This window comes from Mycobacterium sp. MMS18-G62 (assembly GCF_053877835.1).
In genome coordinates this window covers 3,285,864-3,305,133 of sequence record NZ_CM132662.1, presented here as the reverse complement: position 1 = coordinate 3,305,133, position 19,270 = coordinate 3,285,864, and the positions used below count along the sequence as shown (strand labels likewise).

The window sequence follows — 19,270 nt, the reverse complement described above, 5'->3', positions numbered from 1 at the left end:
GCGTTCACCGACGGGTTTCCTCACCCGGGCAATACGGGCACCGCGCCGGCGACCATCAACGCCCGCACCTCGGCCCACGCCGGATCGTTCTCCGCCGCCGAACCCGACAGCTGCAGCACGCCGCGCTGGTCGGCGACGTACACCGTCGACGGGTTCGCCGCGACCGTCGTCACCGGCATCAGCAGATTGCGGCTCGGCCCGTCGGAGTTGACGCCGTCGAGGTTCACATACGACACCGGGTGCTGCGGGTCCATCCGGCTGACGACGATGTCGTCGCCGGTACGCCAGGACAACGACACCGCCGTATTGCCAAGGCCGAAGCCGAGACGTCGCGGGTAGGTCAACACATAGCCGCCGCCGGGGGTCTGCTCGACATTGGCCAGGATCACGCGTCCCTCGATCACCATCGCCGCACGCGTGCCGTCCCGTGAGAGTTGCAGTTCTGCGATCACTCCCGGGAACCGCATCGAGACCGCCGCCGAGTCGACGGGGATACGGGCCGGCTGGCCCGACGCGTCCTGGATCGCCCGCACGACATTGATGCCGTCGACAACCACCCAGATCGCGTCGTCGAGCGACCAGCTCGGCCGCGACAAGGTGCGGCCTTCCATCGCCTGCGTGGCATTGCCGCCGAGCGGGCCGACCCACAGCGACGACGCCATATCCGGCGCGCCGGGCCGCAGCGTCACGATCGACGCGACCTCCTGGCCGCTGCGCGACACCGTGGCCGCGGTCTGGTTGGGCGTCTGACCGAACGATCCGGCGACGCGGGGCGCCCGCTGACCGTCCAGCGACACCAGCGAGCCGCCCACCAGCGCGTGTAAGCCGGCCGCGGCACCCTCGAAGGCGCCGGGGTCCGTGGCGGCGACGTCCGAGGTTTCCCAGCCGTCGGCGAATCGGTCGTCCAGCGCGGCGCCGTCGGCGTTGATCACGTACGGCCCGTTGAGGCCCGCTCGCGACAGCGTCCAAATGATCTGTGCTGCAAGCAATTGCCGGCTGTGGGGATCTGTCGTTGCCAGGTTCTCCAAGTCGATGCGGGCGCCACCGTAGCCGCGGCCAACGCCGGTCTTGCCGCCATCGGCGCGCGTGACCGGACCCCGCAGCTTCAACGGCGGCCCGAGCAGGTTGCGCACGGTGTTGGCCATCTCCGGACGCGGACCGATGATCAGCTTGCTGACCAATTCGGTGGCCAACTGATCCAGATCGGACACCGCGACGTAGCGCGGATCCGGGACTACCGTCTTGCCCGTCGGATCGGCGAAGTACAGCGTGTTGCGTTTGTAGGTCGACTGAAACTGTTGCCAGTCAAGGAAAACCCCGTTGGGCAGCCGGTCGATGCGCCAGCCTCCGGGCGTCTTCACCAAATCGATCGGCCCGGGGTCGGGCAGCGCACCCTCCCCCGTCTCGAACACGCCCATATCCGACAGCGACCCGAGGATGTCCGCGCGCATGTTGACCGACACCCGGTCGGGCCCGCGGGTTTCGACGAACACCACGTTGTCGATCAGCAAGGCGCTACCGGCGTCATCCCAACCGCGCGAAGCGGATTCGGTGAGGAACTGCCGTGCGGCCAGGTGCCGATTGGCGGGATCGGCTGTGGCCTTGAGGAATTCGCGCAGCAGCACGTCGGGATCCATGCCCGGGGTCGGTTTCGGCAGACTCGGCGGCGCGGGCCGGTCGACGGTGCCGATCGCCTGTGGCGCCGACGAGCTGGGCACGCCGGCACACCCCGCGAGAGCGAACACCAGCAGCCAGAGGGCCACCAGAAGCCGTTTCACACGGTCTCCTCGGCCGGTTCGCGTTCGCGGGCCGGACGGCGCGGAGGGCGTTCGCGCCCAACGGGTTGCCCGGTGGGTTTGAGGGGAAGGGGGCTCGTCGTCACCTTGTGCCCGCGCACCAAAGGAAGCGTCAGCCGGAAGCAGGCCCCCTTGCCGGGTTCGCCCCACGCCTCCAGCCGGCCCTGGTGCAGCCGCGCGTCTTCGATGCTGATCGCCAACCCGAGCCCGGTGCCGCCGGAGCGCCGCACCCGCGACGGGTCCGAACGCCAGAACCGGGAGAACACCAGCTTCTCCTCGCCGGGACGCAACCCGACACCGTAGTCGCGGACGGTTACTGCGACGGTGTCTTCGTCGGCGGCCATCCGGATTCGCACAGGTTTGTGCTCGGCGTGGTCGATCGCGTTGGCGATCAGGTTGCGCAGAATGCGTTCCACCCGCCGCGGATCGACCTCGGCGATGACCCCCTCAACTGGCATGTCGACGATCAGCTCCACGCTGGCATCGCCCGCGAGGTGCCCGACGTTGTCCAGCGCGCTCTGCACCGTCGACCGCAGATCGACCGACTCCACCGAGAGCTCGGCGACGCCGGCGTCGTGGCGCGAAATTTCCAGCAGATCGTTGAGCAGCGTCTCGAACCGGTCGAGCTCGCTGACCATCAGCTCGGTCGACCGTCGCAGCGCCGGGTCGAGATCGTCGCTGTGGTCGTAGATCAAGTCGGCGGCCATCCGCACGGTGGTCAGCGGCGTGCGTAGTTCGTGGCTGACGTCGGAGGTGAACCGGCGCTGCAGGTTGCCGAACTCCTCCAGCTGGGTGATCTGACGCTGCAGGCTTTCGGCCATGTCGTTGAACGACACCGCCAGCCGCGCCATGTCGTCCTCACCGCGCACCGGCATCCGTTCGGACAGGTGTCCTTCGGCGAACCGCTCGGCGATCCGCGAGGCCGACCGCACGGGCAGCACGATTTGGCGGGCCACCAACAGCGCGATCGCCGCGAGCAGACCCAGCAGCACCACACCGCCGGTGGCCATGGTGCCGCGCACCAGCGCGATGGTGGATTCCTCGTTGTTCAACGGAAAGATCAGGTACAGCTCGAGATTCGTCACCGGCGACGACGTCGGACTGCCGATGATCAGCGCCGGCCCGGAGAAACCATCGGTGTGCACGGTGGCGTATTGGTAACTGACCTGGCCTGCCTTGACGAAGTCGCGCAACGCCTTGGGCACCTGCTGCACAGGGCCCGCCGCGGTCGCGGCGCGCGGCCCGTCGCCCGGGACGACCAACACCGCGTCGAACGCGCCCGCGAGCCCTGCGCCGGAGTCGGCCTTACGGTCGATCAGGGTGTTGCGGGCCAATTGCAGGCTGCTGTCGAGCGATCGGGTTTCCTCACCGCCGACGATGCCGGACACGGTGTTGCGGGCGCGGTCGACCTCTTCGGTGGCCGCGCGAACCTTGACTTCGAGGATCCGGTCGGTGATCTGGCTGGTCAGCACGAAGCCGAGCACCAAGATGACGGCAAGCGAGAGCCCAAGCGTCAGCGTCACCACCCGCAGCTGTAGCGAGCGCCGCCAGGCAAGACCCATCGCTCGACTTAACGCACCCAATCCGCGTAGTAGTGGTGCCGAACGCCGATGAATGCGTCTCCTCGAGCTCCAGATCACGGGGGTCCGGCCTTGTATCCCACTCCTCGAACGGTAAGCACCACCTGCGGGTTCTCCGGGTCTTTCTCAACCTTCGCCCGCAAACGTTGGACATGCACGTTCACCAAACGGGTGTCGGCGGGGTGCCGGTATCCCCACACCTGTTCGAGCAGCACATCACGAGTAAACACCTGCCGTGGTTTGCGCGCCAACGCCACCAACAGGTCGAACTCCAGCGGTGTCAGGGAAATCTGCTCGCCCTGCCGGGTGACCTTGTGGGCGGGTACGTCGATGTCGACATCGGCGATCGACAGCATCTCCGCGGGCTCGTCTTCATTGCGACGCAACCTAGCTCGAACTCGCGCCACCAGTTCTTTGGGCTTGAAGGGTTTCATCACGTAGTCGTCGGCACCCGACTCCAGGCCGAGCACGACGTCGACCGTGTCGGTCTTGGCCGTCAGCATCACGATGGGCACACCGGAGTCGGCGCGCAGCACGCGACACACGTCGATGCCGTTCATGCCGGGCAGCATCAGGTCAAGCAACACCAGATCGGGCCGCAGCTCGCGGACCGCGGTGAGCGCCTGCGTGCCGTCGCCGATGACCGCGGTGTCGAAACCTTCCCCGCGCAGCACGATGGTCAGCATCTCGGCGAGCGAAGGGTCGTCATCGACGACCAGAATCCTTTGCCTCATGGAGTCCATGGTGTCACCAAAATGCGACAAAACGCCGGTAGCACACCCGCGAGTCGGCTATTGACCCAGCTCCCCTGCCAGCGCCTCGGGGTCGACGGCGGACCCGCAGACACGCCAGCGCCCGCACCACCCCGCGTCCGCCAGTCCGGCGTAGACCTCTTTGGTGCGTCGCTGAAGGCCGTCGTCGCGCTCATAGGAGTCCTTGGCCCGGTCGGCTTCGGTGGCAGCGCGGTGCTCCGCGCGTTCCGCGGCGAGCTCGGCCGGCACGTCGAGCAGCACCTGCCAATCCGGTTTGGGTAGCTTGATGCGCTCGTATTCGAGTTCGCGCACCCACTCGACGACGTCGCCGTCTGCGCCCTGGTGCAGCCGCGCCGCGCTGTAGGCGGCGTTCGAGGCGACATAGCGGTCGAGGATCACCACGTCATACGCGGAGTTGAGGTGGCCGATCTCCTCCCGCGCGCCAGCCCGGTCCAAGGCGAACAGGACCGCCATGGCGTACACCGACTCCGACAGGTCGCCATGCGCGCCGTGCAGCGCCTCGGCGGCGAGGTCGGCTTCCACCGAATGCCCGTAGCGCGGGAAGGCGAGGGTGGCGACGGACTTGTGCGCGGCTTCGAACGCGGCGCGCAGACCATTGGTCAGCGTCCGCTTGCCGGCGCCGTCGACTCCTTCGATGACGATGAGCACGCGGCGAGCGTAGCCCCTGTGAACCCGCACGGAGTCTTCTGTGGAACACCTTGGCAGGGGGCGCACGTACGACGGCCCGGCCGCAGACTGTCCACCATGACGTTGTCCCGGCTTGTCACCACGGTGTGCGGCGGCGCGGTCGTCGGTGCTGTGTTCATCGGTGCCCCACTGGCTCATGCCGAACAGGATCCCGCCGCGAATCCGCCCAACTGCAGCGCCGCCGATCTCGAAGGCGTACGGGCAGGCGTCGATGCATCGACATCGGCGTACCTGTTCACCCATCCGGACCTGAACGACTACATGACGAGCCTCAAAGGTCTGTCCCGCCAGCAGGTCGTCGCGAAGGTGAAGGTCTACATGGCTTCTCACCCTGACGAGCAGGCGGACATGGCGGGTATCCGCCAACCGCTCGTCGACATCAAGGACCGCTGCGGCGCGCCGCCGAGTCCTTAGAACTCGGCGCGTGAACAGACGCAAAAGCCCCCGACACGCCGTGTGCCAGGGGCCTTTTGCGTCTTCTCGGCAGAGAATCAGTAGCGGTAGTGCTCGGGCTTGTACGGGCCGTCGACGTCGACGTTGATGTACTCGGCCTGCTCCTTGGTCAGCTTGGTGAGCTGGCCGCCGAGCGCCTCGACGTGGATGCGGGCCACCTTCTCGTCGAGCTTCTTGGGCAGCCGGTAGACCTCGTTGTCGTACTCGTTGTTCTTCGTCCACAGCTCGATCTGAGCGATCACCTGGTTCGAGAAGCTGTTGCTCATCACGAAGGACGGATGCCCGGTTGCGTTGCCCAGGTTCAGCAACCGGCCCTCGGACAGCACGATGATCGACTTGCCGTCATCGGAGAACACCCACTCGTCCACCTGCGGCTTGATGTTGATCCGCCTGGCGCCCGAACGCTCCAGCGCGGCGATCTGAATCTCATCGTCGAAGTGGCCGATGTTGCCCAGGATCGCCTTGTCCTTCATCGCGCGCATGTGCTCGAGCGTGATGATGTCCTTGTTGCCCGTCGCGGTGATGACGATGTCGGCGTCGCCGATGGCCTCCTCGACGGTCTTGACGTCGAAGCCCTCCATCAGCGCCTGCAGCGCGTTGATCGGGTCGATCTCGGTGACGGTCACGCGTGCGCCCTGCCCCTTGAGCGACTCCGCGCAGCCCTTGCCGACGTCTCCGTAGCCGCAAATGAGCACGTTCTTGCCACCGATCAGCACGTCGGTGCCGCGGTTGATGCCGTCGATCAGCGAGTGCCGTGTGCCGTACTTGTTGTCGAACTTGGACTTGGTGACCGAGTCGTTGACGTTGATCGCCGGGAACGCCAGGGTGCCCGCCGCGGCGAACTGGTACAGCCGCAGCACACCGGTCGTGGTTTCCTCGGTGACGCCCTTGACCGACTCGGCGATCGTCGTCCACTTGGTCTTGTCGGTCTCGAACCGCTCGCGCAGCAGGTTCAGGAAGACCTTCCATTCGGCGGGGTCGTCGTCCTCACCGGGCGGCACCACGCCGGCCTTCTCGAACTCCGCGCCACGCAGCACCAGCATGGTGGCGTCGCCGCCATCGTCGAGGATCATGTTCGCCGGCTCGCCAGGCCACGTCAGCATCTGCTCGGCGGCCCACCAGTACTCCTCGAGCGTCTCGCCCTTCCACGCGAACACCGGCACGCCCTTGGGCTCCTCGATGGTGCCGTGCGGCCCGACGACGACGGCGGCGGCCGCGTGGTCCTGGGTGGAGAAGATGTTGCATGACGCCCAGCGCACCTCCGCGCCCAGCGAGACGAGCGTCTCGATCAGCACCGCGGTCTGGATCGTCATGTGCAGCGAGCCGGAGACCCGGGCGCCCTTGAGCGGTAGCACGTCCGCATATTCGCGGCGAAGCGCCATCAGCCCCGGCATCTCGTGTTCGGCCAGCCGGATCTCCTTGCGGCCGAATTCGGCAAGGGACAGATCGGCCACCTTGAAGTCGATGCCGTTGCGAACATCGGCGGTCAGCCGCTGCTCAGTGGTCGTCATATGCATTCCTTCTCGTGGGCGCGTCGCATTTACTTAGCTTTGTTACAGATTACGCAGCCCGGCTGCGTTGCCGCTAATTCTGCTCGATCACACCGTAGCGTTCGGCAAACGGCGTCATGAGTCTAGCGAGGTCCCGCGCGACGTCGTGGTCGGCCTCCGGCGGCATCGAAACATAGCTCATCGCGAGCCTGACGATGGCACGGGCCAGCACGCCCGCATCCTCCTCGCTGGCGCGTACCCAGCTATTCATGAACGACTCGGTCAAACGCGCCGAACACCGCATGATTATCGGTGCGCTGTCGGTGGTGATCAGCTGCAGCAGATCGGGCTTGGTGGTCCCGGTGAGCAGCGACATCACCAGCGGATCGGCGGCCGACTCGGTGAAGAAGTCACGGAACCCCTGCAGGAACGCCGCATACACGTCGCCGACATTGCCGTTGATCGCGTCCTCGATCTGGTCGACGAGGCCGTCGGCCAACCGAAGCGCGTAACCCTGCGCGAGGCCCTGGCGCGAGCCGAATTCGTTGTAGATGGTCTGGCGACTGATGCCCGCGGCCTTCGCGACGTCCGACAGCGTGATCGACGACCAGTCACGGGTGAGTAGCAACTCGCGCATGCCGTCCAAAATCGAATCGCGCAGCAACACCCGCGACGCCTCGGCGTACGGGATGCGCTGCGCGGTTCGCGGGTCGCGCGGGCTATTCACACGCGCAACCGTAGCGGTCACGACCGTGCGACCTCCACCATCTCGAAATCGGACTTCGCCGCGCCGCAGTCCGGGCAGCTCCAGTCGTCGGGGATGTCGTCCCACCGAGTGCCTGGCGCGATGCCGTCCTCGGGCCAGCCCTTGGCCTCGTCGTACTCGAAACCGCACTGCACGCAGACGAACAGCTTGAAGTCGGTCACTGCTTCACTCCCATCTCTTCGAAGTCGACTTTTTCGCGCACCGCACAGTCGGGGCAGCACCAGTCGTCGGGGATGTCCTCCCAGGAGGTGCCCGGTGGAAACCCTTCCCGCGCAGCACCTTTCGCTTCGTCGTAGACGTAGTCACAACCGGGGCAGCGGAAGGCGGTCATGCGGCCACCCCGTAGCGGGCCAACATCTTGTCGCGCACGCGCGGATGCACGTTGACGCGGGTGATGTCACCGTCGTAGTGGTCAAGAACCCGGTGGTCCATCACCTTGCGCCACAGCGGAGGGAAGTACGTCAGCGCGATCATCGACGCGTAGCCGCTTGGCAGATTCGGCGCGCCTTCCATACTGCGCAGCGTCTGGTAGCGCCGCGTCGGGTTGGCGTGGTGATCGCTGTGCCGTTGCAGGTGATAGAGGAACAGGTTGGTCACGATGTGGTCGGAGTTCCAGCTGTGTACCGGCGCGCACCGTTCGTAGCGACCGCTGTCGAGCTTCTGCCGCAGCAGCCCATAGTGCTCGAGATAGTTCACCGTCTCCAGCAGCGTGAAGCCGAACACCGCGGAGATCACGATGTACGGCACAAGTGCCACACCGAAGACCGCGATCAGGATGCCGAAGAACACCACCGACATCGCCCACGCGTTGAGCACGTCGTTGGACCAGTGCCACGGGCTCTTGTTCTGGCGACGCAACCGCTGCGCCTCGAGGTTCCACGCCGAGCGCAGGCTCCCCCACACGCTGCGTAGCAGGAACTCCCAGAAGGTCTCGCCGAAGCGCGCCGACGCCGGATCCTCCGGGGTGGCCACCCGCACGTGGTGGCCGCGGTTGTGCTCGATGTAGAAGTGGCCGTAAAACGTCTGCGCCAGCGTGACTTTCGACAGCCACCGTTCGAGTTCGTCCTTCTTGTGCCCCATTTCGTGCGCGGTGTTGATACCGACGCCGCCGAGCACACCGACCGACAGCGCCAGCCCGATCTTGGCCGGCCAGCCCAGGCCGCCGTCGAAGCCGAGCCAGCTCAGATCGGATGCGGTGAACAGGTATGCGCCCAGGATCACGCTGGCGTACTGGAACGGGATGTAGATATAGGTGCAGTAGCGGTAGTACTTGTCGTTCTCCAGCCGCTCCATCACCTCGTCGGGCGGGTTCTGGCCATCGGGCCCGAAGCGCAAGTCCAGCGCAGGCAGCAGCACGTACAACAGGATCGGCCCGATCCAGAACGGCACCTGCGCCGCCACATGCCATCCCCACTGATTGAACGCCCACACCAGCGGCAGCATCACGAACAGCGCCGTCGGGGCGATCAGTCCCATCAGCCACAGATGCCGCTTGCGATCGCGCCACTGGGCGATGTCGGCGTCGGACAGTTGCGTTGTCACTGCAAGCCTCCTGAGTGAGTGCCATCACGTTCTCAGGTTGACTATACGAGTGATTTTGTCGTCTGTCTAGACACCAAAGGTTATTTTGTAAACCGATCCCTGCGGCGGCCTAGCGGTACGGATTCTCGATCGGCGTCGGCGCTATCCAGACTCCGTCAGGAAATCCCACCGCACCGCACCGTTCGCGGGCGTCGGCCAGCGTCGCCGAAGCTTCATATGCCCTCGCGGATTCCGCGGTGTCCATGTCCATCACGACGACGACGGTGTGCGGCTCGTCGACCGCTTGGTACGTCCCCGTGACGACCAGCCCATGAGCGCGTCGCGCCGCGTCGAGTTCGGGTTCCCAGAACCACTTCGCCCAGCGGTCTACGTCGACGACGCGCTGCTTGACAACCATCACGCCCATGATCATGACCTCCTAAATCGAACGTTCCTTCTTTTTGTAATCTAGCCCGCTGGGTCCTCAACAACAAGAAGGATCGTTCGTTTTATTATGCGAAGGTGCCCAGGTTGACTCCCGAACGCCGGTCCGCCCGACGTCAGCAAATCCTTGACGCGGCGCGGCGCTGTTTTCTGCATGACGGCTTTCAGGCCACTTCGATGACCGATGTCCTCAGCGCCGCGCAGTTGTCGGCCGGCGCGGTTTACAACTACTTCCCTTCCAAGGAAGACCTGATCGTGGCGATCTCACAGCAGGCGCTCGCCGAAGTCGCGGCCTCCTTCGAGCAGATGCGTGAGCAAGAGCTGCCACCGTTGGATGCAGCATTGACCGCGGTGTTCTCACACCGGGCACCGATGGACGCGCAACGCGAATCCGCCAAGCTGCTTGTGCAGGTGTGGGCCGAGTCGCTGCGCTCGCCAACGCTGAGCGCCAAGGTCGTCCCGATATTTCAGGGCGTTCGTGAGGTGTTCACCGAGCTCGTCGTCGCCTATCAAGAAAGAGGCGATATCGACCGGAGCGCTCCAGCAGACGCGGTCGCGGACGTCCTGCTGTCGACCCTGCACGGGGTAATTCTTCGACGGGCAATCCTCGACGACGTCGACCTCGACACACTCCGGAAGGGGCTCAAGGCCGTATTCCCCAGCCAACGCGGCTAGGCGAAATCACGCCGAAGGGACGGCCTCGGCTGCTTCCCTGCCGCCCAGCACCGAATGCCGGCGGCCGTACGCGAAGTAAACGACCACGCCGACGGCCATCCAGACGACGAATCTGATCCACGTCAGTGCTGTGAGGTTGAGCATCAGCCACACGCACGCCACGATCGCCGCGATCGGCAACAGCGGTACCCCCGGCGCCCTGAAGCCGCGCTCCAAGTCGGGCCGGGTGCGTCGCAGCACGATGACACCCGCAGAAACCAGGACGAAGGCGAACAGCGTGCCGATGTTCACCATCTCCTCCAGCTTGTCCATCGGGAACACCGACGCGGTGATCGCCACCAGCACACCGACCAGAACCGTGATCCGTACCGGCGTGCCGTGCTTCCCCGTCTTGGCCAGCGGACGGGGCAGCAACCCGTCTCGGCACATCGCGAACAACACCCGGGTCTGCCCCAGCACCAGCACGATCACCACAGTCGTCAGCCCGGCCAGCGCCCCGATCGAGATCACCTTGGCGGCCCAGTCAATGCCGTTGACGGAGAACGCCGTTGCGAGGTTGGCGTCGTCCCCGGCCTTGCGCAGCTCGGTATAGCGCACCATGCCGGACAGCACTACGGAGACCGCGACGTAGAGCACCGTGACGATGGCCAGCGAGGCGAGGATGCCGCGGGACACGTCGCGCTGCGGATTCTTGGTCTCCTCGGCCGTGGTCGCGACGATGTCGAAGCCGATGAACGCGAAGAACACGATCGACGCACCCGCCAGCACCCCGTACCAGCCGTAGTGGCTGCCTTCGCCACCCGTCAACAAGGAGAAAACTGATTGCTCGGCGCCCTTTCCGCCTTCGCCGGCTTCGGCGGGCGGGACGAACGGTGAGTAGTTCGCCGTCTTGATATAGAACGCCCCGACGACGATCACCAGCAGCACCACAGACACCTTGACCACCGTGATGGCCAGGCTGACCTCGGCCGAGAGCTTGGTGCCCCACGCCAGGATCGCGGTGACGAACGCGATGATCAGCAGCGCCCCCCAATCCAATTGAAGGCCGCCGAAATTCGCTGTGCCGCCGCCGAATCCGAAGACTTCACCGAGGTAACTGGACCAGCCCTTGGCGACCACCGCCGCCGCAACCGCGAACTCCAGAATCAGGTCCCACCCGATGACCCAGGCGATGAACTCCCCGAAGGACGCATACGAAAAGGTGTAAGCGCTGCCGGCCACCGGAACCGTCGACGCGAACTCCGCGTAGCAGAGCGCGGCCAGACCGCAGGCGACCGCCGCGATGACGAACGAGATGGAGATGGCGGGCCCGGTGATGTTGCCGGCCGTCGAGGCCGTGATGGTGAAGATGCCCGCCCCGATCACCACCGACACCCCGAACACGGTGAGATCCCACCAGTTCAGATCTTTACGCAGTCGGGTCTCGGGCTCGTCGGTGTCGGCGATCGACTGCTCCACCGACTTGGTCCGCCACCTGCTGGCCATTCAAGGTCCTCCCCTCCGCGGGAACGTACCTAGTACTGTCCCCCCATGGGGCGGAGCGGAAACCACGCCGTCGTCATCGGGGCCAGCCTCGGGGGCTTGTGCGCGGCACGGGTGTTGTCAGATTTCTACGACCGGGTGACGGTCTTCGAGCGCGACGACCTGCCTGACCGTCCGGCGAACCGGTCCGCGGTCCCACAGGGCAGGCACGTGCACCTGCTGATGGCGCGCGGCGCTCAGGAGTTCGAAAGCCACTTCCCGGGTCTGCTCGACGACATGGTGGAAGCCGGTGTGCCGATTCTGGAGAATCGCCCCGACTGCATCCACTTCGGTGCCGCCGGCCACGTCTTGGGCACCCATCACCGGTTGCAGGACGAGTTCACCGCGTATGTGCCCAGCAGGCCGCACCTGGAGTGGCAGATCCGCCGCCGCGTCGCTGCGCTCGACAACGTCGACATCGTGCATACCGCCGTCGCCGAACCCCGCTACGACCCCAGCAAGCAGTCAGTGACGGGTGTTCTGCTCGAGACCGGTGAGGACGTCGCGACCGACCTCGTCGTCGATGCGGCGGGCCGCGGCACGCGCCTTCCAGTGTGGTTGGCGCAGTGGGGTTTTGAGCGACCGTACGAAGAGACCATCGACGTCGGAATCGGCTACGCCACGCACCAACTGCGCATACCCGAAGGCTTGATCGCCGAGAAGGTGATCGTCGCCGGCGCCTGCCGTGAGCAACCGCTCGGACTCGGCATGCTCTATTACGAAGACGGCACCTGGGGACTGACGACGTTTGGTGTCGCCAAGGTGGAGCCGCCGCACGACTTCGCAGGCATGTGCGCGCTGGCCGATGAGATCCTTCCCGCCCATGTTGCCGCCGCGATCCGGCAGGGCGAACCCATCGGCGATGTGGCGTTCCACAAATACCCGACCAGCCGCTGGCGCCGCTACGACAAACTCGATCGCTTCCCCGCCGGCATCCTGCCGTTCGGCGACGCCGTCGCGAGCTTCAACCCGACCTTCGGCCAGGGCATGACGATGACGTCGCTACAAGCCGGGCATCTACAGCGGGCACTGCAGAGCGGCGACGTGATCGCGGAGTTCAACCGCGCGACTGCCAAGACGACATATCCGGTGTGGACGATGAACGCGATCGGCGACCTCGTGCTGCACCGGGCCAGCGGCCCGATGCCGTGGTGGTACCGGCCCGTCGGCCACCTGTTCGATCAATTTCTCGGTGCGGCCGAGACGGATCCCGTTCTCGCAGAATGGTTTCTGCGCCGCTTCAGCCTGCTCGACAGTCTGTACATGGTCCCGTCGGCCCGCCTGGTTGGCCGCACCATCCGCCACAACATGCGGCTGTGGCTGGCCGAGAAAAAGGCCGCTGGCCAGTCAGCGAAAGCCGGTGCCGCTGCGCGGCTGTGATGGATCCGAAACGGCTTGGCGCGCGTCCGGCAGCATCAGCACGGCGAGCAGCCAGCCGGCCAAGCCTGCGACAATCGGTGCCCCCGTCCACATTTCGATCACCGAGGGCGTGCGGCCGACGGTGATGGACGCAACCGCGAGGTAGAGGGCCCACGTGACGAATGCGGCACTCGCGCCGAACAACCAAAACGCGCCGCGCCGGCCGGCGGCCGGCCTAAGCCACCGCGCGAGCAGGTCGACGAGCACCGCGGTGAACGCGAATGTCAGCAATATGCTCGAGTTACGTGCCTCTGTCTCCGCACCGGCAAGCGCAATGGCGGGCAGCCACACCAGAGTCGTCGTCCAGAACGGCAGCCGCCAACGCCGCGCCAGGAACAGAACCGGGGCGAGCAGCACGATGTTGGAGATGATCAGCCGGGATGCCAGCACGGCCGCGGACTGCTGGGACGCCGAGAACCCATCCACGATCCATTCGGCTCGATACTTCAGCGCGTCACCGTAGCCCAGAAACAAAAGCACCTGCGCGACGGCCATCCCGATGCTCAGCGCTGCAGGCCAGAACTGCCGCAAGGTCGGTGCGGCGGGGATATCGGGATCCGACCACATGGCGCGCAACGGTGACGTCACGATGATCACCATCGAAGCGCCGAGGCCAAGATGGCTCGGGCTGAAGAGGATATTGATCGTCGTTTCGATACCCCACAACGTGTGCCAGACACCGTCCGCGATGCCAGACAACCCGAACACCGCCAGGGCTATCACAGTCCACCCGTAGCCGATCGGAATCGCCGCGATGCCGGAACGGCCCTGCCGGACGTTTCGCAGGACCATCACGCACACCCATGCCGCGGTTGCGGTGAACCCGCTGTAGAAGACGGCGTGCCACGGGGTGAAGAACGTTTCGAGGTCGGTGAGGTTCGAGTGCGCCCACGCATCCAGCGTCAACCCGGCGAGTAGCCAGCCCGACAGCACGGTCATCACGACGTTGTCGCGCTGCGAGGCCCGTGGTCGCGGCCGGTCCTGGGGACCGGCGACGGTGCGCAGCCACCCACCCGCCTTGTTTCTGAGGTCGAGATCCGTCACATTCACAGTCTTCCAGGGACCCCCAACTCAATTTCGCCGCGAGATAATGTTGGCCAGGGAGCGGAGGCTGCCATGAGCTCGTCCATGTGGTCCATCGAAGACGTCGCGGCGCGCGACATCGCATACTGGTTCGCGCCCGGTGGTACGGACAACGGCGTGTGGGCCGACACGTGGACACAGATTGCCGATCTCGAACCCGACGCGGTCATCGAAGTCCTGGACCGATTGGCCAGAGCCGACGTCGGCGGCTATGCCGCGATCCCCGGCGGGCAGAGGGCGCGCGCGAAAGGGCCAGTCCGCCACCGCTTGTGGGTGGACGCGATGCAATACGGCCTGGCCGAGGATGTCCTGATCCACTTCATGCGCGACCGGACGTCCTGCAGGTAGCCTTCGGTGCCATGGGGACGACGCGATGAGCGCCGGTCTGTTCGGACTCCTCGACGACATTGCCGCGCTGGCCCGGCTTGCGGCCGCATCGGTCGACGACATCGGCGCAGCCACCGGACGCGCGACCGCCAAAGCGGCCGGAGTCGTCGTCGACGACACGGCGGTGACGCCGCAGTACGTGCACGGCATCGCCGCCGAACGCGAGCTGCCGATCATCAAGCGGATCGCGATCGGGTCGCTGCGCAACAAGCTGCTGTTCATCCTTCCCGCCGCGTTGCTGCTCAGCCAGTTCGCGCCGTGGATGCTGACGCCGATCCTGATGCTCGGTGCCACCTATCTCTGCTACGAGGGCGCCGAGAAGGTTTGGGGCCGAATTTTCGGTCACGCCGACCACGCCGCACCCACAGCGACGATCGGCGAGGACGCCGAGAAGCAGATGGCGGCGGGAGCGATCCGCACCGACTTCATCCTGTCCGCGGAAATCATGGTCATCGCCCTCAACGAGGTCGCCGACCAGTCGTTCTGGCCGCGGCTCATCATTTTGTCGATCGTTGCCGTGGTCATCACCATCGCGGTATACGGCGTGGTCGGAGCCATCGTGAAGATGGACGACATCGGCCTGAGCCTCACACAACGCACCTCCCGATTCGCGCAGCGGGTCGGCCGCGGCCTAGTCGCCGGCATGCCCAAACTGCTGGCGGCACTGTCGGCCATCGGCACCGTGGCGATGCTGTGGGTCGGCGGCCACATACTGCTCGTCGGCACAGACACGGTCGGCTGGCATGCACCGTACGGCCTCGTGCACCACGCCGAAGACTTCGTCCATCACGCCGTCCAGGGCGTCGGCGCGCTGCTGGCCTGGCTGGTCAACACCGCGGCATCAGCGTTGATCGGATTGGTCGTCGGAACCGTCGTCGTCGCGATCATGCACGTGCTGCCGTTCGGCCGCCGCGATCACTAGATGCCGACGGTAGCCCGGAACAACTTCGTCGGATCCTGCGCGACCAGCCGGATCGGGCCGTCGTCGGCAGCGACCCATGCCGCCATTCCGCGTTCCAGCGTCACCGCAGTGGTTTTCGCGTGCACCACCGTCGAACCCTCTGTGCAGAGCAGGATTTGGGGTCCGTCGTGGCGCGTCGGCGCGTCGATCTCGTGGCCGAGCGCCTCACCGTCGACGCACAGCACCGACACCGCGAACTCCGGGGCCGGTGTGTTGTAGACGAGTTCCGACCCCTCCCTGCTGATTTCCGGACGGATCACCACGTCGGTCGCGGGGTGAAAGTCAAGGACTCGCAACAGCTCCGGCACATCGACGTGCTTGGGGGTCAATCCGCCGCGTAACACGTTGTCGGAGTTGGCCATCACTTCGACGCCCACCCCGTGCAAGTACGCGTGCAAGTTGCCCGCTGGCAGATAGATGCCTTCGCCAGGCTTGAGGCTGATGCGGTTCAGCAGCAGCGAGGCCAACACACCGGCGTCACCCGGATACCGCTCGCCGAGCTCCAGCACCGTCTTGGCCTCAGCCGTGAATTTCTTCTTCCCCGAACGCAGATACTGGATCGCGCCCTCGATCACGGCGGGCACCAGCACGTCGAGGTCGGGCTGCGGCGCCGTGATCCACGTGGTGAACAGCGCCCGCAGTCCGTCGGCGTCGGACTGTCCGGACAGCAGGTTGACGAACGGGTCGAGATCGCTGACCGCAAGCGCCCGCATCAACTCGACGCTGCTGGCCGCGGGCCGGAAACCGGCCAATGCCTCGAATTGGCTTAGGGCGACCAGTAATTCGGGCTTGTGGCTTCGGTCGCGATAGTTACGCGTCGGTGCCAAGACACCAATCCCGAGTTTCTCCTCACGAGCGAAACCCTCGACCGCCTGTTCCGCGCTCGGATGCGCCTGCAGCGACAGCGGCTCATCGGCGGCCAATACCTTCAGCAGGAACGGCAGCGTGTCGCCGAATCGCCCGCGCACGGCCGCGCCGAGTTGACCCTCCGGGTCGTCGCGCAGCGTATCGAGCAGCGACACCTCACCCTCGTCGGTCTCCAGCCAGGCCGGATCCCCTGGATGCGCACCGAACCACAGCTCGGCCTCGGGATGCGCCGTGGGAGAAGGCCGTCCAGTGAAATCGGCAATCGCGGTCCGCGAACCCCATGCATAGGTTCGCACCGCTCCGCGTAGCAGGTGCACTCGTTAACCTCGAACCAGTCGCAGGTAGGTGGCGGTCATTTCCAATCTGACGGCGAGCATAGCCAGTTGTCGTTCCGGACGGCCGGCAGCGGATGTCACCGCGGCCGAGGGGGTTTCGGATGCCTCCGGCACATCCTCGGCGGTGATCACGTCGACGTCGTCGAGCCCGGCGACTCGGGAGAGCACGACTTGGCGCTCGGCGTCGGTGGTCAGCACGAAAGTCCGCACCCGCCGGGGCAGCGGGCCGTCGATCTGCTCGTCATGGAATACCGAAGTCTGCGCATCGGCTCCCGATCCGCCGGCCATGCCGCCCCGCAGCGCCACAAGGGCGTCGGAAAGTCCGACCGCGGCCACCGCCTGGTGGGCCACCCGCAGCAGCACCGACGCACCGTGGCGGGCCAGCGCGAGGGTGGCAGCGTTGTCGGCAGCCAGCACGACGTCGCGGCCTGTCATGCGTTCAGCCAGCGTCTTGGCGGGGTTGGTGAATAGCTCGTGGCGGGCGCTGTTGCGAAACGCCTCGGCGTCGAGTTCATCGGCCAGCGCGGCCAGGTCCACGCGCATCCCCGGATCCACGGCACCCAGGGTGGCAAGGCCGGCCGCCAGATACCGGCTCAGCCCGTAGTCGTCGGGCACCCATACCCGCGGCGCGAGGGAGACGGACCGGCCGGCGGTCGCGTCGCGCAGCGGGCCTTCGTACGGCGCGACGATGACCACACGCGCCCCGCGGCGCACACCCGTCGCGGCGGCCGCCACCAGAGCCGGATCTCCGGGATCGTCGCCGGCGACGACGAGTACGTCCAGCGCGCCGATCCACGGCGGCGCTTCGGATGCGACGACGATCGGCGCGGCCACCGAACCGCCGAGCGCCGCGGCGAGCATGGACCCCGCGGTCTCGGCGTTGCCCCGGCCTGCCACCCAGATCACCGTTCTCGGTGGCTCGTCGGACTTCAGCGCGTCGAGATCACCCTCGTCGACCTGTGCCGCGGTGGCGCGCACCTGTGCACCTGCCATCGACGCCGCGCGCAGCAAACCGTCCTGGTCTGCGGCCATCAGGCCTTCGACATCGTCTAAGTCGAGAACGTCGTGCGTGGCATTCACGTGGCCGCCTCACTGCGAGCGGCGATCTGGGATGCGACCTGACCGACTATCTCGTCAACTTCTTCAGCCGTGCGAGCCTCCACGTTGAGCCGCAGCAACGGCTCGGTGTTGGACATCCGCACGTTGAACCAGCTGCCGTCGCCGAGGTCGACGGTCACACCGTCGAGGTGATCGATGGAGTGGATCCGCGTGCCGAACGATTTCAAGACGTCGTCCACGCACGCCTCGGCGTCGGTGACCGTGAAGTTGATCTCGCCGGATGCTTCGTAACGCTGGTAGTCGGCCATGATGTCCGACAGCGGCCGCTCCTGTTCGCCGAGCGCGGCGAGTACGTGCAGCGCGGCCAGCATCCCGGAGTCGGCGCCCCAGAAGTCGCGGAAGTAGTAGTGCGCCGAGTGCTCACCACCGAAGATCGCTCCGGTGTCGGCCATCAGCGCCTTGATGTAGGAATGCCCCACCCGCGAACGGACCGGCGTGCCGCCTCGCTCTGCGACCAGTTCAGGCACCGCTCGCGAGGTGATCAAGTTGTGGATCACCGTTGCGCCGATCTCTCTGCCCAGTTCCCGCGCGGCGACCAGCGCGGTCACCGCTGACGGAGAAATCGGATGCCCCTTTTCGTCGACCACAAAACACCGGTCCGCATCCCCGTCGAAGGCAAGCCCGATGTCGGCACCCGTCTCGAGAACGTAGGCCTGAAGGTCGACGAGGTTGGCCGCGTCCAGCGGGTTGGCCTCGTGATTGGGGAAGGTCCCGTCGAGCTCGAAGTACAGGGGCAGCAGCGTGATTCCGGCGACCGGCGCCAACACCGCTGGTGTGGTGTGCCCCGCCATGCCGTTGCCGGCGTCGACGGCGACCCGGAGCGGGCGCAGTTCGGTGACGTCGACCAGTGACCGCAGGAACTCGCCGTAGTCGGCCAGCACGTCGCGGTCGGAGATACTGCCGCGGGGTCCGTCGTAGGCGGGCACGCCCGCGATGACGTCCTCACTGATGGCGGTCAGCCCGGTGTCCTTGCCAACGGGTTTGGCGCCGGCACGGCACAGCTTGATTCCGTTGTAGGCGGCCGGGTTGTGGCTCGCGGTGAACATCGCGCCGGGGCAGTCCAGCAGACCCGACGCGAAATACAGCTGATCCGTTGAGGCCAGCCCGATCCGAACCACGTCGAGACCCTGGGCCACAACGCCATCGGCGAATGCCGCCGACAACGACGGTGAACTGGCCCGCATGTCGTGGCCGATCACCACTTGCGAAGCATCGCCACGGACCATGCGCGCGAACGCACCCCCGACGTCGGCGACGAATTGCTCATCGAGTTCCTGGCCGACCAACCCGCGGACGTCATACGCCTTGATGACGCGGTGAACATCGGCGGCGGGCCGTGACATAGAACTCCTTGCAAAAGGGACCGTTGGCGCCAGCCTAACCGTCGCGCCGT

The 19,270-nt window shown here is 66.1% G+C and carries 19 protein-coding genes and 1 pseudogene; 5 read left to right on the top strand and 15 right to left on the bottom strand.

Annotated features, from left to right (window positions below):
* Positions 1 to 20: 20 nt before the first annotated feature.
* The 4 genes from lpqB to ACWW36_RS16450 are packed head-to-tail and all read right to left on the bottom strand — an operon-like array spanning position 21 to position 4,797.
* Complete coding sequence (gene lpqB, locus ACWW36_RS16465; protein WP_456137071.1) at positions 21 to 1,778, bottom strand: MtrAB system accessory lipoprotein LpqB; 1,758 nt, start codon at positions 1,776 to 1,778, stop codon at positions 21 to 23.
* Positions 1,775 to 3,436: an MtrAB system histidine kinase MtrB gene (gene mtrB / locus ACWW36_RS16460; RefSeq protein WP_456137070.1), complete on the bottom strand. Its 1,662-nt coding sequence runs from the start codon at positions 3,434 to 3,436 to the stop codon at positions 1,775 to 1,777. Before mtrB ends, lpqB begins: the two co-directional genes overlap by 4 nt.
* Positions 3,433 to 4,119 (bottom strand): two-component system response regulator MtrA, encoded by a 687-nt coding sequence (mtrA, locus tag ACWW36_RS16455; protein WP_011895547.1) that lies wholly within the window; start codon positions 4,117 to 4,119, stop codon positions 3,433 to 3,435. Before mtrA ends, mtrB begins: the two co-directional genes overlap by 4 nt.
* Before the next feature lie 48 nt (positions 4,120 to 4,167).
* A complete protein-coding gene (locus ACWW36_RS16450) occupies positions 4,168 to 4,797 on the bottom strand; it encodes a dTMP kinase (RefSeq protein ID WP_456137069.1) in 630 nt (209 codons plus the stop codon).
* A gap of 96 nt (positions 4,798 to 4,893) precedes the next feature.
* Here ACWW36_RS16450 and ACWW36_RS16445 point away from each other — a divergent pair, with 96 nt between their 5' ends.
* Positions 4,894 to 5,250 (top strand): heme-binding protein, encoded by a 357-nt coding sequence (locus tag ACWW36_RS16445; RefSeq protein WP_456137068.1) that lies wholly within the window; start codon positions 4,894 to 4,896, stop codon positions 5,248 to 5,250.
* A 77-nt stretch (positions 5,251 to 5,327) separates the two neighbouring features.
* Here the strand turns inward: ACWW36_RS16445 and ahcY are convergent, their stop codons facing one another.
* The 6 genes from ahcY to ACWW36_RS16415 form a co-directional block, all read right to left on the bottom strand.
* Positions 5,328 to 6,806, bottom strand: coding sequence for an adenosylhomocysteinase (ahcY, locus tag ACWW36_RS16440; protein ID WP_456137067.1), 1,479 nt, complete (start codon positions 6,804 to 6,806; stop codon positions 5,328 to 5,330).
* 67 nt (positions 6,807 to 6,873) lie between these two features.
* Entirely contained in the window at positions 6,874 to 7,506 is a 633-nt protein-coding gene (alkX, locus tag ACWW36_RS16435; RefSeq protein ID WP_456137066.1) for a TetR family transcriptional regulator AlkX, read from the bottom strand.
* Between the two features lie 17 nt (positions 7,507 to 7,523).
* The gene (locus ACWW36_RS16430; protein WP_456137065.1) at positions 7,524 to 7,706 is read right to left on the bottom strand and encodes a rubredoxin; all 183 of its coding nucleotides are present in this window, start codon (positions 7,704 to 7,706) and stop codon (positions 7,524 to 7,526) included.
* A complete protein-coding gene (locus ACWW36_RS16425) occupies positions 7,703 to 7,876 on the bottom strand; it encodes a rubredoxin (RefSeq protein WP_456137064.1) in 174 nt (57 codons plus the stop codon). Before ACWW36_RS16425 ends, ACWW36_RS16430 begins: the two co-directional genes overlap by 4 nt.
* Positions 7,873 to 9,021 carry an alkane 1-monooxygenase gene (locus ACWW36_RS16420; protein WP_456142515.1) on the bottom strand — a complete coding sequence of 383 codons (1,149 nt, stop codon included), beginning with the start codon at positions 9,019 to 9,021 and terminating at the stop codon, positions 7,873 to 7,875. The genes ACWW36_RS16425 and ACWW36_RS16420 overlap by 4 nt, the downstream gene beginning before the upstream one ends.
* A gap of 175 nt (positions 9,022 to 9,196) precedes the next feature.
* Positions 9,197 to 9,493, bottom strand: coding sequence for a hypothetical protein (locus ACWW36_RS16415; protein WP_456137063.1), 297 nt, complete (start codon positions 9,491 to 9,493; stop codon positions 9,197 to 9,199).
* Positions 9,494 to 9,588: 95 nt separating this feature from the next.
* Between ACWW36_RS16415 and ACWW36_RS16410 the strand changes: the two genes are divergently transcribed.
* Positions 9,589 to 10,185, top strand: coding sequence for a TetR/AcrR family transcriptional regulator (locus ACWW36_RS16410; RefSeq protein WP_456137062.1), 597 nt, complete (start codon positions 9,589 to 9,591; stop codon positions 10,183 to 10,185).
* Positions 10,186 to 10,191: 6 nt separating this feature from the next.
* Here the strand turns inward: ACWW36_RS16410 and ACWW36_RS16405 are convergent, their stop codons facing one another.
* Complete coding sequence (locus ACWW36_RS16405; RefSeq protein WP_456137061.1) at positions 10,192 to 11,670, bottom strand: amino acid permease; 1,479 nt, start codon at positions 11,668 to 11,670, stop codon at positions 10,192 to 10,194.
* A gap of 45 nt (positions 11,671 to 11,715) precedes the next feature.
* Here ACWW36_RS16405 and ACWW36_RS16400 point away from each other — a divergent pair, with 45 nt between their 5' ends.
* Positions 11,716 to 13,086, top strand: a complete 1,371-nt coding sequence (locus tag ACWW36_RS16400) for an FAD-dependent oxidoreductase (RefSeq protein ID WP_456137060.1) — start codon at positions 11,716 to 11,718, stop codon at positions 13,084 to 13,086.
* On the opposite strand, the gene ACWW36_RS16395 is transcribed toward ACWW36_RS16400, so the two are convergent.
* Positions 13,054 to 14,169: a hypothetical protein gene (locus tag ACWW36_RS16395; RefSeq protein WP_456137059.1), complete on the bottom strand. Its 1,116-nt coding sequence runs from the start codon at positions 14,167 to 14,169 to the stop codon at positions 13,054 to 13,056. The genes ACWW36_RS16400 and ACWW36_RS16395 overlap by 33 nt on opposite strands.
* Positions 14,170 to 14,241: 72 nt before the next feature.
* Between ACWW36_RS16395 and ACWW36_RS16390 the strand changes: the two genes are divergently transcribed.
* Together ACWW36_RS16390 and ACWW36_RS16385 are read left to right on the top strand one after the other, a co-directional pair.
* Positions 14,242 to 14,556, top strand: coding sequence for a hypothetical protein (locus ACWW36_RS16390; RefSeq protein ID WP_456137058.1), 315 nt, complete (start codon positions 14,242 to 14,244; stop codon positions 14,554 to 14,556).
* Between the two features lie 25 nt (positions 14,557 to 14,581).
* Positions 14,582 to 15,513: pseudogene (locus tag ACWW36_RS16385) on the top strand (DUF808 domain-containing protein); the annotation flags it as partial.
* On the opposite strand, the gene manA reads toward ACWW36_RS16385, so the two are convergent.
* From manA to ACWW36_RS16370, 3 genes are read right to left on the bottom strand one after another with little or no spacing between them, the layout of a single operon-like run.
* A complete protein-coding gene (manA, locus tag ACWW36_RS16380; protein WP_456137057.1) occupies positions 15,514 to 16,740 on the bottom strand; it encodes a mannose-6-phosphate isomerase, class I in 1,227 nt (408 codons plus the stop codon).
* 3 nt (positions 16,741 to 16,743) lie between these two features.
* Positions 16,744 to 17,838: a TobH protein gene (locus tag ACWW36_RS16375; protein ID WP_456137056.1), complete on the bottom strand. Its 1,095-nt coding sequence runs from the start codon at positions 17,836 to 17,838 to the stop codon at positions 16,744 to 16,746.
* Positions 17,835 to 19,220: a phosphomannomutase/phosphoglucomutase gene (locus ACWW36_RS16370; RefSeq protein ID WP_456137055.1), complete on the bottom strand. Its 1,386-nt coding sequence runs from the start codon at positions 19,218 to 19,220 to the stop codon at positions 17,835 to 17,837. The genes ACWW36_RS16375 and ACWW36_RS16370 overlap by 4 nt, the downstream gene beginning before the upstream one ends.
* Positions 19,221 to 19,270: the final 50 nt, after the last annotated feature.

Coding starts and splice junctions, on each gene's coding strand:
- ACWW36_RS16390 (WP_456137058.1), top strand. CDS start 14,242: ATGAGCTCGTCCATGTGGTCCATCGAAGACGTCGCGGCGCGCGACATC.
- ACWW36_RS16425 (WP_456137064.1), bottom strand. CDS start 7,876: ATGACCGCCTTCCGCTGCCCCGGTTGTGACTACGTCTACGACGAAGCG.
- ahcY (WP_456137067.1), bottom strand. CDS start 6,806: ATGCATATGACGACCACTGAGCAGCGGCTGACCGCCGATGTTCGCAAC.
- mtrA (WP_011895547.1), bottom strand. CDS start 4,119: ATGGACTCCATGAGGCAAAGGATTCTGGTCGTCGATGACGACCCTTCG.
- ACWW36_RS16420 (WP_456142515.1), bottom strand. CDS start 9,021: ATGGGACTGATCGCCCCGACGGCGCTGTTCGTGATGCTGCCGCTGGTG.
- ACWW36_RS16415 (WP_456137063.1), bottom strand. CDS start 9,493: ATGGGCGTGATGGTTGTCAAGCAGCGCGTCGTCGACGTAGACCGCTGG.
- ACWW36_RS16405 (WP_456137061.1), bottom strand. CDS start 11,670: ATGGCCAGCAGGTGGCGGACCAAGTCGGTGGAGCAGTCGATCGCCGAC.
- ACWW36_RS16445 (WP_456137068.1), top strand. CDS start 4,894: ATGACGTTGTCCCGGCTTGTCACCACGGTGTGCGGCGGCGCGGTCGTC.
- ACWW36_RS16400 (WP_456137060.1), top strand. CDS start 11,716: ATGGGGCGGAGCGGAAACCACGCCGTCGTCATCGGGGCCAGCCTCGGG.
- ACWW36_RS16370 (WP_456137055.1), bottom strand. CDS start 19,220: ATGTCACGGCCCGCCGCCGATGTTCACCGCGTCATCAAGGCGTATGAC.